Consider the following 13,390-nt stretch of genomic DNA (forward strand, 5'->3'; position numbering starts at 1 on the left):
CGCTACCATGAACAAATTCATTAAAAATATCATCGCCTTTTCCCTCCGCAATAAACTGTTTGTGTTTTTTGCCACCGCCTTATTGGCCATAGCCGGGTGGATCAGTTACCTGAACATCCCGCTGGAAGCCTTTCCGGACGTGACTAACACACAAATCACAGTGGTAACGGAGTGGAACGGCAGAAGCGCCGAAGAGGTGGAACGTTTTGTGACCACCCCCATCGAGATCGCTATGAACGCCGTGCAAAAGAAAACCAGCGTACGCAGCGTAACGATGTTCGGCTTATCGGTTATCAAAATCATTTTTGAAGACGATGTAGAAGACTTTTTTGCCCGGCAACAGGTAAACAATCTCTTGCGCAATGTGCAGTTACCCGAAGAAGTAGAGCCGGACGTACAACCGCCTTACGGCCCTACAGGCGAGATTTACCGCTACATTCTCAGAAGCGACAAACGCGACACCCGCGAACTGCTCACCCTTCAGAACTGGGTAATTGACCGTCAGCTGCGTGCCGTACCAGGCGTGGCCGACATCGTAGCTTTCGGCGGACAGGAAAAGATTTACGAAATATCGGTGGACCCTGTAAAGGTGCAGCAATACGACCTTACGCCGTTACAGGTGTATGAGGCCGTTACCAAAGCGAACCTGAACGTAGGTGGCGACGTGATCGAGAAAAGCGGCCAGGCTTACGTGGTGCGCGGCCTCGGTTTGCTCAACACCACCCGCGATATTGAAAACACGATCGTCGCTACTTATAACGACAACCCGGTACTGGTAAAAAACATTGCCGCGGTGGAAGTGTCGAGCGCCACGCGTGTGGGCCAGGTGGGCCTTAACGAGGAGGATGACGTAGTGGAAGGCATTATCGTAATGCGTAAGGATGAAAATCCGGCCGAGGTGCTGGCGCGCGTAAAAGATAAGATCAGCGAGATCAACAACCAGGTGCTGCCGCATGATGTAAAGATGGAAGTGTTCTACGACCGTGACAACCTCATGCAATATTGCACGGACACGGTGATGCACAACCTCGTGGAAGGCATCGTATTCGTTACCGTGATCGTATTTCTCTTCATGGCGGATTGGCGCACAACGCTTATCGTATCCATTATCATCCCGCTCGCACTGCTGTTCGCATTTATGTGCCTCAAATTAAAAGGCATGAGTGCTAACCTACTCTCGTTGGGGGCGGTAGACTTCGGAATTATTATTGACGGAGCCGTGGTGATGGTGGAGGGGCTATTCGTAGCGCTCGACCATAAGGCCCACAAGTTCGGGATGGAGCGGTTTAACAAGCTGTCCAAGTTAGGCCTCATCAAACGTACGGGCACCGGTTTGGGTAAAGCGGTATTCTTCTCTAAACTAATCATCATATCTGCCCTGTTACCCATCTTCGCGTTTCAGAAGGTAGAAGGCAAAATGTTCTCGCCACTGGCCTGGACGCTGGGTTTTGCCCTGCTGGGCGCCCTGCTGTTCACGCTTACGCTGGTACCGGTACTCGTATCTATCTTATTAAGAAAGAATGTGCGCGAAAAGAACAATCCGTTCGTGAACTTCTTTAACCGCATTGTGGCGAAAGGTTTCGGCTTTACATTTAAACATAAACGTACGAGCGTACTGGTATCTACCCTGGTATTGGCACTCTCCCTGTTCTCCACCAAATGGCTGGGTACAGAGTTCCTGCCACAGCTGAACGAAGGGGCATTGTGGGTAACGGCCGAACTGCCTATGAGTTTATCGCTGCCCGAAAGTGTGAACATGGCGAAAACGCTGCGCCGCGACCTGCAATCCTTCCCGGAAGTAAGTAATGTACTGTCACAAACCGGCCGCTCCAACGACGGCACCGATCCTAACGGCTTTTACTTCCTGCAGTTCCAGGTAGACCTGAAGCCGAAAAAGGAATGGGAGCGTAAGATCAGCATGGAACAACTCATCGAAGAGATGGACAGTCAGCTGAGCCAGTACCAGGGCGTGTTGTACAACTACTCGCAACCTGTGAGCGACAACGTAGCCGAAGCGGTAGCCGGTTTTAAGGCGAGCAACGGCATCAAAATATATGGCGACGATCTCGCCAAACTGGATGAACTGGCAGATAAGGTGATGGCCGAAGTGCAGGATATCCAGGGTATTAAGGACCTCGGCATCCTGCGGAATATTGGTCAGCCGGAGATAAGTGTATCGCTGGACGAGGAAAAGATGGCCATTTACGGCGTGCAGAAAGCAGACGCTCAAAGCATTATCGAGATGGCGATCGGCGGTAAAACAGCCACTGAAAAATACGAGGGCGAACGTAAGTTCCCGATCCGTATCCGTTACGAAAAGGATTATCGTAAAGACGAGAACGATATCATGCAACTGCGCGTGCCGACCGTAAGGGGCGAAAACATTCCCCTGAAGGAGATCTCGGATCTTGAGAAAGTGACCGGCCCGGCCTTTATTTACCGCGACAACACTAAACGTTTTATCGGTATCAAGTTCTCCATTCGCGACCGCGATTTGGGTAGCACCATTGCCGAAGCACAGGCGAAAGTGAAGCAGAACATCGACTTACCGGCAGGCTACAGCATCGGCTGGACCGGCGAGTTCGAGAACCAGGTGCGGGCCACCTCCCGCCTTGGGCAGGTAGTGCCTATCAGCCTGATCATGATTTTCGTTCTACTGTTCATCCTGTTCGGCAACGTGGGCGATGCGGGACTGGTATTGGCCAACGTACCGTTTGCATTGATCGGGGGCATACTGGCGTTACATCTGGCAGGAATGAACTTCGGAATTTCAGCCGGTGTAGGGTTTATCGCCTTGTTTGGTATTTGTGTGCAGAACGGTGTGATCCTCATTTCGGAGTTTCACAATAACCTGAAGCAACGATTACCACTCATCACCGCCATCACCGAAGGGGTAAAAACGCGCACCCGCCCGGTGATCATGACCGCTCTGATGGCTGCATTGGGCCTTACGCCAGCGGCCTTAAGCACCGGTATCGGTTCCGAATCACAAAAGCCGCTGGCGATCGTGATTATCGGTGGATTAGTATCTGCTACGCTATTTACGCTGCTCGTTTTCCCGATTTTTTACTATTGGGCGGTGCGTAAAAAACATGTAAATATTTAAAGATTGTTTTTTAAAGTGTGGTTGAGTTTTAGTGGACCGGGAGATTTTTCTCCTGGTCTTTTTACGCCACCGCTGTGAAGCTGCGCAACGCTTTACAGCCATCGTAGTGTAATTTTTTATTTTTGATAGGCCGGCAGATTCCTCTGCTGGCCCTTTTTTACATCTTACGCGGCTATGTAGTTGCGGAACAGCGTGTCCAGTTCGGCCGTGGTGTGCTGTAGTTCGGGCAGCTGTGCCGATTGTGCGGCACAGTAAGCCAGGGTCGTCTTCAGCCAATCGTGCAGCAATGGTACGGCGTTCACCATTGTCTTTCCACCAGCCTTCGTTCTTTGCAGCAGCAACTCATCTACCACCCGCTGCCAGTTCGTATCCGCCACCATGTCGCGCAAAGCGGAGAACTCCATCGGAGGTATGGTTTGTTTTTCTACCGTCCACAACGCGGCCAGCGCAGGGCGTAGCGCGTGAAAGTATTTCTTCAGGCGTACCTCGCGGGCCTGTAGTTCTCCTTCAAAAACGTTGTGCGCAGTAGATATGTAATACTGGCTGCCCGTACGGCAGGAAAAGTATTTCGGCATCAACGTCCTCAGCTCCTCCACGAAAGTGCGGTCGCCCATATAAAATATCGGCGATTGCAGCCATTCGTAAAGCGGCGCGCTGGATTGCAGGAACAATTGTAAGGTTTTGCGAAAGTCCCAGCCGCCAATATCCATTCTATCCGTTACCGGTAGGGCGATGTTTTCATTTTTGTCGGTGATGGAAAGGTAGTCGGAAATACGGCGTGTGTAAATGAATCGCACATCATAATCACTGTCTGCCGAAGGAAAGCCCCAGGCCCTGCTGCCTGTTTCGCAGGCGTATAATATTTTAACTCGTTCCAGTTGTCCTGTCTCAAATAATCGTTGCTGAATTAGCGATTCCATTTCTCTTTGTTGTTGGCTTTATTTTAATCAGGTTGATGCGCCAGGGCTAAACATGTATACGTACCGGCGCGGGTTTTGGCGCGGGTGGCGTAGTTGCAGCGGCGGGTTACGGTCACCGCTCAACGAATGCTGTATCTTAATGGTCATCAAACCAGGGTTATGGGGCGTTAAAGTAATGAATTTCCGCAAAAAAGAACTGCGTAACCACAAAAGTGATTACGCAGAAGCAAAGGTCGGTTTTCAAAGGTTACAGGTATTTTTTACTTTTCAGGTAGTCGACCCACAGCACATAAGCCTTTGGCGCCAGGTGAATACCATCCACCGTAAGTGGTTGTTTCAGGTCGCCGTGCTCGTCGGCAAACACCGCATTGTGCAGGTCTACGTAAGTTGCACCGTATTGCGTAGCCAGGCTGCGTATGCGTTCGTTCAGTTCGATGATCAGCGCTTTCTTGTTCTTGAGATATTCAGCCTTCAGCACGGCTTCGTTCAGCGGCAACACACTCTGTGCAAACACCTTTGTTTTAGGAGAAAGCGTTTTGACTCTTTGCAGGATGCGTTCGTAGTTATTGGCGATAACCACTACCGGCAAACCGCGACCGAGGTCGTTGATGCCGATATCGATAAATAATTTAGCTGGTTTGGTCAGCAAGATCGTATCGAGGCGGGCCAGTACGCCAAAACTGTTATCGCCGCCAATACCACGATTTACGATGGCTTTACCGGGCAGCAACTCGCCCCACTGCGCCCTTTCGGTAATACTGTTACCAAGAAAAACGATGGCGCCCTTTTGTACGGGCAGCGTGCGGAATATCTCCATACGTCCCACGTAATACGAATTGGCGTAACTGCTGTCGATCTTCTTTTCTGCCTGCTGACCCATTACTGTACCTGCACCGGCCAGCATGGCCAATACGGAGTATATATATTTCATATCAATCTTTTTTTTAGTGAGACGAAAGAGCCGCCATGACGAACATGGCGGCCTGTCTAAAAGTAACTATCGCTTTTCAATTATTTCCTATTTCGTGCCTTCTTTTACAGCATCCCAAAGTGGTTGTTTCAGCCTGTTGTACTGCGGCGCGTAAATATGCACCACATCGAACAGCATCACACCGCCGGAAGTTTGCGAAAGAATGTATTTGATCGCTTTGGATATTTCGCCGGTATTCGCCCACGACACATTGCCCAGGTCCATACTACCATACAGCGGCACCTTGTTTTTCGTGATGTACTTCGTCCCGTTGATAGACCCTTCAATGCTCCACCAATGATATTGCATGCTGGCAGTAGCAGGGTTGTCAGCCAGGCGAATCTGGGTGAAGTAGTTGCCCGTCATCAGGTGGTCCAGCGTTTCGGCATAACCGGTTTTACCGTAGTTCGGGTAAGCCCAGTCGAAACGGATGCTCTGGTCATTAAACGGATCGTACTCCTCGCTGGCCCAGTTCACGCCTACATAGTAATAAGTGGTATACCAGGCACCCACGTACACCCCAAAGCTTACGTTCGGTTTCACCGCCTTCACCGCAGCACGCGCTTTTTCAAAGAACGCTTTGATCACCGAGCAACGGTAAATCAACCATTTGCTGTAGTACTTCCCTGTTACACTTGGCAACACCTGGTCGTTGCTCATTCTCCATGACGCTACGATGTCGGTCGGGAACTTCAGCTTGTCGGCCTCGGTATCATTATAGGTCTTTTTCAGCCACGCGATAAAATCTGCCTTTGAGAAGTCGGAGAAGTCAGCATGTATATCAGTGTAACGGGCGTAATCGAGAATAAACCCGTCGATGTCATACTTACCCACGATCTCTTTCACAATATTCAGCGCCCGCTCCTGTACGGCAGGCTGCGCCGGATTTACGAACCCGTTTTTACCCATGGAGGTAACCGGCACACGATTGCCGTTCACATCACACACGATCGATTCGTATTTCGCACGGAAGTCGGCATCGTCGAAGATCTTACCCACCTTACGGGCGCCGTCGCCCTCCACGAACGTAACGATGGAGGCATATACTTTAAAGTTACGCTTACGGGCTTCCTGCACCATATAACCCACATAGTCTACACCCGGCGTAATGGTTTTACCATCCATGGTCGTGATCTGCGTGGCATAAGCGCTTGGGTACATCGTATGTCCGGAGCTGCCCTTCACATCGATCACCAGGCCGTTAACGCCTACCATCTTCAGTGTGTCCAGCACGCGGTTAATGCCGGCGGTATCATTCAGGCGGCCGTAGGTACCAAATACATTCGAGCGGGCGTCTACCCAGGCAATTACATTGCGGCCACGAACGGTGTCTGGCTTAGGCTCGGGGCCAGGCCCCGGGCCCGGACCTGGTGATTCCTTTTTACCGCAGCCGGTAATGGCCAGCAGGGCGGCAGAACAGGCGATCAATATTATGCGCTTCATCTTAATTATATTTTAGGTGGATGAAATTATTTGGCGTAATTGGTAAACTCATGTCCCATGAGGCCGGCGTTGGTCAGCAAAGTATATATCTGCATCCTTTCACCATTCTCGGTAAAGCCAATGGCCACGTCGCCTGTTCCGTTCGGGTTAGTATCGCCGCGCAGCTCTTCCGCAGAAACAAACACGTTAAAGGATGGGTATACCACACTGTTGAACGCGGTGCCCAGCAACGACGTATTGGTTACATCGAACAGGCTTAACCTGGCAATGTTGTTCGCACCCACACCGCTCGTATACTTCAGAATCGCCAGGTAATTAGCGTTGTTAAAGGTGGTATAGTTCGTCGGCATATGATAGCTGCCGAATATCTGCGCATCGTTCACAAAACCTGCTAACCTCGACTGCGTGGCGCCATTCACATACCCGATCTCGAACTGGTAGTTGATGAAATAGTTCGCATTAGCGGTGGCCGATACCGGCTGTGCTTCTGCATAATAACCCAGGTGAGCTGCACCGGTGATAGATTGATAGATAAGTACTTCCGGGTTTTGATTGACCAGTACGCCGCCGGCTATTCTCCAGCGCAGGATGGTGGTACTCTGGCCGGCTGGGGCCATGATTACCGCATCGCCGTTAAGATCACCGTAAATGTTTACCCTGCGACCTACACCGCCGTCGAGTGTAATGCCCGCGGGGTTGTTGTTCGTCCATTCCAGCAGTTTAACCGGGCTGGCATCCATCGGGTTGTTGTATTTGTAAAGGATGAACTTCGCGTTCTTAGGCGCCCATGAAGCGGCCAGTATCCTTCCTTTATTGTCTTCCGCAATCTGGAAAGAGATCTGTGTACCGAACGGATAATGCATATCCTGCAGGTAAGCACCGGTAAAGCGGTTGTATACGCGGTAGTTGGACCCGCTGGATAACCTGCGGCACAATACCAGGTAATCGCCACTCACGGCAATGGCAACATCGTTATGGGTAACGAAGCCCAGTTCCGCAGCGGTTTTAGAAAACAGTTTGCGGGTAATACCAATGCCATACGGCTGTTTCACCGGCTCCTGCGCTTTTAAAGTATACGTTCTCGCTACTCCGTCTACACCCGTAATAGTAAAGGCCTGCGTACCGGCAGCCAGGTTTACCGCCGCACCTGTTGCAATAGATGCGTTTGAGTGCGGATTGATCTCGTAGCTGATGGTCGCACCACTCACGTCTACACCCGGCACCACGTAAAAGATCACGTCGTTGTTGGGTTGCACCACGCCTTCGAGCTGCTGCTGTACGCCATCGGCCGTAAACGTGAGTACTGCTTTACGCAATACGTTATCGCCTACTTTTTTACCAACCACCACATACTTCTTCTTTAAACCCGTACCGGATGTAACTACCAGGTCGAAGGGTTTGGAAAGGTCCATGGTCGTGCCGAGGGACGGCATCAGGCGGGCATCGGTAGGAATGGTACCGCGCAGGATGATCTGCGTAAGGTCTGTTTCCTCGTCGGAATCTGCCGGGTAGAAGTAAGGGATATCGAAGTAAATAGTGTCTTTCGCGGTGCTGTAGCGCGCTTCGAACAACCTGTCGCGGCCCTGCGAAGTTTTAGTACCGTAGATGTCCGACAATTCGTTGGCATCTTTCGGCGTTACCGCGTCGGGCTTGGCACAGCCGCTGAACATAGCGGCGGTAAAGGTGGTGAGTATGATGGTCGAAAAAATGTTCCTCATGTTTGTCATTTTGCGGTTGATGAATGCGGCCTACCAGGGTTTAATCTGTGAAAGACCGAGATTGGCCTGCAGTTCGGAAGTGATGATCGGCATGTAATACAGCGATGGGGTAAACTCCCTGTTGGTATCGTCTGCATCTACTACCTCGTACTTAAACGTGGCGCCGTTCGGTGTCACCTTATGTCCGTGGAACTTCACATCGTTCAATACGATATGTGCTTTACGCCAGCGGCGCAGGTCCCAGTAACGATGGCCTTCGAACGCCAGTTCAACGATACGCTCATGCTCTATCGCGATCATCATCTGTTCGGGCGTAACGGCATTGGTAACGGGCAGGTCTACACGATCACGTACAGCCAGCAGGGAGGTACGGGCCTCTTCCAGTTTATTGATCTTGGTTTTCGCTTCTGCATTGATCAGCAGTACTTCCGCATAACGCATCTCACTCCAGCTTTGGGTGCTTTTCACCTGCGGGAAGTTGGTGGCCGTTTGCGTCAGCATCTTCCGTGCATAATAACCGGTTACGGTTGTTTTAGGTTCCGTAGTAGAACCATATTGAATCCAGCCTTCCACAGAGCCCGGAGTGGTGTTGATGGTACGACCTTTCCAGGCAGCGCCGTTGTAAAGGATGGAAGCATAAAAACGAGGCTCACGATTCGCATACGGATTGGCGGCTTTCACATTGTCGCCCCAGCTGAAATCGGAACCGTCTGCCATTTCATACTCATCTACCAGTTCCGCAGTAGGTACTCCGTAAACAAGTGTCGCATCGGGATAATCACCCTTAGGCGCAAAACCTAAATCATAGTTATGGGTTACGTTCGGTGACACGAAGTCGAGCTTAAACAGCGCTTCCTTTGTATTCTTGTTCGTAAACGCATCCGCGTAATTATTCTCCAGCCTGTAATAGCCTTCATTGGCGAGTTGGATGACAGAGTCGGATGCCTGAGCCGCGTTGGTGTAATAGGTTTGAGCATTTGCAGCAGGTATACCCGTCAGCGGATCATCATTAAATTGTTTCCTGTCATACTCCGCGATAGACGCTGCATACAACCAGGTGCGCGCCAGCATACCAAATGCCGCGCCTTTGGTAGCACGACCGGTGCCTGCGCTGGTCCATTCTTTAGGCAGATTCGCCGCCGCGAAAGCAAAGTCGTTTGCAATAAACTTGTAGCAATCCTCTTCGGATGAACGCTCGCGCCTGTACACACTGTATTGGTCCAGGTTGTCGAGCAAAATAACGCTGCCATGCAGTTTTACCAGCCAGAAATATACGTAGCCGCGAATGAAACGCGCTTCGGCCTCGTAGCGGTTGCGGGTTGCTTCATCTACTTTCGCGTAGTTGTACAAGCCATGTATAAATTCATTCAGCCTGCGGATGCGGGTGTAGCCGGTGCCCCAGTAATTCAGGTGCGGACTGGCAGCGTTCACCCTGCTGGCATCCGTAGCCAGTACGTTAATCGTACCATTGCCGGATACCATGGAGGTATATTTCAGCAAGTCGGTAAGGCCGTCGGTATTACCGCTGTAGCCGATCGGGAACTCGCCGAAGGCAAATGTTTTAAACTCGCTGTACATACCAAAGATGTACTGCTCCATATTAGCCGGGTTAGCGAAGATGGTACCTTCTGTATACCGGTCGGGGGGCGTAATATCTATTTTACAGCCGTTCATCGCCACCATGGCCCCTGCCAGCAGGCAGGCATTCTTTATATTGATAAGTTTGTTGATCTTCATGACTGCTCTTTTTAGAAGGTTACATTAACACCTGCGGAATACATGCGCTGCTGCGGATAGAAACCGTTGTTTACGTTCGGCATCTCCGGATCGAGGTATTTCAGCTTGTCCCAGGTAATAAGGTTAAAGCCGGATACATACGCACGAATGGATTGGATCTTCGCTACACTTAACACTGATTTAGGCACGGTGTAACCCAGTTGGGCCGACTTCAGACGCAGGTACGATCCGTCGCGGATCCAGCCGGAGTTGATGTGTGCGTTGTGGGCAGACTGCGAAGATTTATACGCGGTGAGGCGTGGCAAAGTAGCATTCGGGTTGTCGGGCGTCCAGGCGTTTTCTACCAGGAAATAAGGCGCGTTACCGTAACCGTAAAAGGCTTTGGTAAAAGGCGTATTATCATCTACGCCGGATGTGCCGCTGGAACCTTCATAAGTACCTGCAAGCGAAACATTGGCCAGCGCCGCTCCCTGGAACAGGGCGGTGAAATCGAACTGTCCGTAACGGAGGTCGAGGTTTAAACCATACATCAACTCAGGCAGATTGCTGCGGCCAATAACGGCGAAATCGTCTGTACGGGTAATACGTCCGTCACCATTCAGATCGCGGTAGCGGAAGAAGCCCGGCGCCACAATGCCGCTCGGTGATGGCGCATCATACGCTTCTGCCCAGGTCTGGTACATGCCATCGGCAATGAAACCGAACTTCGTACCGATCGGGCGGCCGATCAGGCTAAGATCTGCAGCAGTACCGGTGTTTTGGATGCGACGTAATACTTTGTTACGCGCCCAGTTAAAGTTACCTGTTACACTATACTGGAATTTGCCGATGTTATTATTATGACGGATCTGCAGATCGATACCACGGTTAGCCACAATACCAAAGTTCCTGGCGGAAGGAGCGTAGCCACCGATAGAAGCCGGTACATCGGAGGTCTGACTGTCCAGGATGTCTTCCGTCATCTTGTAGAAATATTCGAAATCAAAACCGAGTTTACCTTTAAAGAAGACGGTCTCGAAACCCGCGTTGTAAGTGGTAGAAGTTTCCCAGCGCAGGTCTACGTTAGGCGGACTGTTCGTAAAAATCGCCTGTACCGGTTTACCGCCAATCACCATTACCGGGTCGGAGGTAAGCTGATACGTTTGCATGTAAGGGAACGTAACTCCTGATAGTTTATCGTTGCCCAGGCGGCCTACAGAGCCTTTCAGTTTTACGAAGTCGATATCGGGATTGTTGCCGAAGAAGTCTTCTTTGCTGATTACCCAACCCATACCTACCGCAGGAAACGCCTGCCAGCGGTGTTGTTTCGCAAACATCACAGATGCATCCCAACGGTTGGCGATTTCCAACAGGTACTTTTCTTTAAAGTTGTAGTTCAAACGTGCTACCAGGCCCGCGCGGGAGTTGCTGATACTGCTGCTGCCTGTAGGCGAAATAAAATCGTCTACCGCGGTGCTGCCGTAATCGATCTCTTTAATATCGGTAAGCGCAAAGTTCCTCGCACCGGTGGAGAACACGCTGGTGCCTGCCTGCGACCATTCATACAACACCAAACCGGTGAAGCTGTGATTGCCAAAAGTATTGTTGTAGCTAATGCTCGGCTGGAATGTTTTACGATAGTTCTGGCTGTATGACTGGCGCAATACGGTCGTAGAGATACCGGGTTGCACGCGGATCACTTCCCAGTTACCTGTAACCTGGTCGCGGTTGCGGCCGCGCATTTCATAAGGTGACAACCAGCTTTTATTCTCCGTTCCTGTTTTATCGTACGCCGCGAGTAATTTGATCTCCAGGCCTTTCACGTACGGCACTTTCAAGCCCACGTTCATCTGCCCGTTAAACACATTCGACTCTGTATTCTGGAAACCGGAACGTTCAACTGCTGCAATCGGGTTGATCCAACCGGCGTTTGAGAAGTAGGCGGTAGGATAGCCATCTTCTGTATACATCGGCATGTTCGGCAACATACGCACCGCCTGGTAAAACGGGTTCATGTAAGCAGTATTGTCCGGAGAAATGCCGGGCGTTCTGCCTTGTTGCTGGCGTACGCCGATGTTCATACCAACCGTCAGCAGGTCGCTGAGATCGGCGGTGATGTTTGCGCGTACGTTGTAACGTTTGAAGCCTGTATTTTTCACCACGCCGTCCTGGCTCAGCATGCCGGCAGTGGTGAAGTATTTTACTTTATCGGTACCGCCGCGTACTTCTACGTTATGCTGTTGCGAGTACGCTTTATTGTCAATCAGCTGCCCCAGCCAGTCGGTATTACCCAGCATCGGGTTGGTGTTGGTACCGTTACGCACCGCATCTATCTGCTCCTGTGTATACGTATAGGGAGTAGGGTTAGCGCCGGTATGTTCGCGGTAATCGTTATCCAAGTCGGTACCTTTATTATACCACTGCATGTAATCCGGACCGTTCAGGAATTTAGGGAAACGCGTGTTTTCATTCAGGGTTACCGCGCCTGTATAACTTACTACAGGACGTTGGTTCTTACCCTTTTTAGTGGTGATAAGGATGATGCCGTTAGATGCCTGCAGGCCATACACCGCCGTCGATACTGCATCTTTCAATACAGTGATCGATTCGATCTCATTCGGATCGAGGTTGGCGAAGGAAGGACGTTGCACATCATCAATAATGATCAAAGGCGCGGCGCTGCTATTATAGGAGTTTACCCCACGAACGCGCAGCGTGGCATCGTCCGCACCCGGGCGGCCGCTCTGTTGCAGCGTGGTGAGGCCTGGCAGGCGGCCTGCCAGCATGTTGGTAACGTTCATGGCAGGCATCTGTTTCAGTTGCTCACCGCTGATCTGCGATACCGAACCAACAACGGTGGCGCGGCGTTGCTGACCATAGCCCACGACTACCACCTCGCCGAGGCCGGTGGTACTTTCATTCAACACTACCTGTATATCTTTGTTGGTGGCCACCGTAAGTGTGGCGGCCGTGTACCCCGTCATACTCACCGTAATGGTAACTGTGGCACCGCTGGCCTTCACCTGGAAGACGCCATTAGGGTCGGCCGCCACAACGGCTTTCGGCTCCTTTACCTGGATAGTTGCCCCAGGCAACGCTTCACCTTTCGCATCCTTCACGGTACCTTTCACCGTGATGGTTTGCGCGGATAATGCCCCGAGCTGCAGAAGGCCCAACATCATGAGCAATAACCTGCGCAGGGATTTTAAAGAACGTGTTGATTGATCCATAATTGAATTGATGTTTAGTAATAGTTCGGTTGATCTTTTCTAATGGTGGACCGCGACCCTCTGCTTTCCGGCATGCCAATGGCAACGCCGGGGGCATACTGCCTGCCGGATTTCTTCTTCTTTTTACGATAAGTGTTGCGGACCTGCGGGCCCTCTGCTGATTTTTAAATGCGGGCCTTTACTGTGGTTGTGCAGTATTGCGCCTACGATGGAATAATTTTCATAACGGTTTCCTGGTATTCATACAGGCTTCAATGCTTTCACCGCGGTAATAGGTATTATTATAT

The 13,390-nt window shown here is 51.0% G+C and carries 7 protein-coding genes; 1 reads left to right on the forward strand and 6 read right to left on the reverse strand.

From position 1 onward, the window contains the following. Positions 1 to 7 precede the first annotated feature (7 nt). Entirely contained in the window at positions 8 to 3,106 is a 3,099-nt protein-coding gene (locus tag MKQ68_RS21315) for an efflux RND transporter permease subunit (protein WP_264280861.1), read from the forward strand. Positions 3,107 to 3,270: 164 nt separating this feature from the next. Here the strand turns inward: MKQ68_RS21315 and MKQ68_RS21320 are convergent, their stop codons facing one another. The 6 genes from MKQ68_RS21320 to MKQ68_RS21345 form a co-directional block, all read right to left on the reverse strand. Beyond that, a complete protein-coding gene (locus MKQ68_RS21320; RefSeq protein ID WP_264280862.1) occupies positions 3,271 to 4,026 on the reverse strand; it encodes a nucleotidyltransferase domain-containing protein in 756 nt (251 codons plus the stop codon). A gap of 247 nt (positions 4,027 to 4,273) precedes the next feature. After that, positions 4,274 to 4,957, reverse strand: a complete 684-nt coding sequence (locus tag MKQ68_RS21325) for a GDSL-type esterase/lipase family protein (protein WP_244836149.1) — start codon at positions 4,955 to 4,957, stop codon at positions 4,274 to 4,276. Between the two features lie 87 nt (positions 4,958 to 5,044). After that, on the reverse strand, positions 5,045 to 6,439 hold the full coding sequence (locus MKQ68_RS21330) for a family 10 glycosylhydrolase (RefSeq protein ID WP_264280863.1): 1,395 nt from the start codon (positions 6,437 to 6,439) through the stop codon (positions 5,045 to 5,047). Between the two features lie 26 nt (positions 6,440 to 6,465). Further along, positions 6,466 to 8,157, reverse strand: a complete 1,692-nt coding sequence (locus MKQ68_RS21335; protein ID WP_264280864.1) for a DUF5018 domain-containing protein — start codon at positions 8,155 to 8,157, stop codon at positions 6,466 to 6,468. A gap of 30 nt (positions 8,158 to 8,187) precedes the next feature. After that, positions 8,188 to 9,894 (reverse strand): RagB/SusD family nutrient uptake outer membrane protein, encoded by a 1,707-nt coding sequence (locus MKQ68_RS21340; protein ID WP_264280865.1) that lies wholly within the window; start codon positions 9,892 to 9,894, stop codon positions 8,188 to 8,190. Between the two features lie 11 nt (positions 9,895 to 9,905). Next, positions 9,906 to 13,103: a SusC/RagA family TonB-linked outer membrane protein gene (locus MKQ68_RS21345; protein WP_264280866.1), complete on the reverse strand. Its 3,198-nt coding sequence runs from the start codon at positions 13,101 to 13,103 to the stop codon at positions 9,906 to 9,908. Positions 13,104 to 13,390 lie beyond the last annotated feature (287 nt).

Origin of the sequence: Chitinophaga horti, from assembly GCF_022867795.2 — a bacterium.
Classification (GTDB): Bacteria; Bacteroidota; Bacteroidia; order Chitinophagales; family Chitinophagaceae; genus Chitinophaga; species Chitinophaga horti.

Bases quoted from the DNA above. Each gene is read 5' to 3' on its own strand.
- MKQ68_RS21345 (WP_264280866.1), bottom strand. From the start codon at position 13,103: ATGGATCAATCAACACGTTCTTTAAAATCCCTGCGCAGGTTATTGCTC.
- MKQ68_RS21330 (WP_264280863.1), bottom strand. From the start codon at position 6,439: ATGAAGCGCATAATATTGATCGCCTGTTCTGCCGCCCTGCTGGCCATT.
- MKQ68_RS21320 (WP_264280862.1), bottom strand. From the start codon at position 4,026: ATGGAATCGCTAATTCAGCAACGATTATTTGAGACAGGACAACTGGAA.
- MKQ68_RS21340 (WP_264280865.1), bottom strand. From the start codon at position 9,894: ATGAAGATCAACAAACTTATCAATATAAAGAATGCCTGCCTGCTGGCA.
- MKQ68_RS21315 (WP_264280861.1), top strand. From the start codon at position 8: ATGAACAAATTCATTAAAAATATCATCGCCTTTTCCCTCCGCAATAAA.
- MKQ68_RS21325 (WP_244836149.1), bottom strand. From the start codon at position 4,957: ATGAAATATATATACTCCGTATTGGCCATGCTGGCCGGTGCAGGTACA.
- MKQ68_RS21335 (WP_264280864.1), bottom strand. From the start codon at position 8,157: ATGAGGAACATTTTTTCGACCATCATACTCACCACCTTTACCGCCGCT.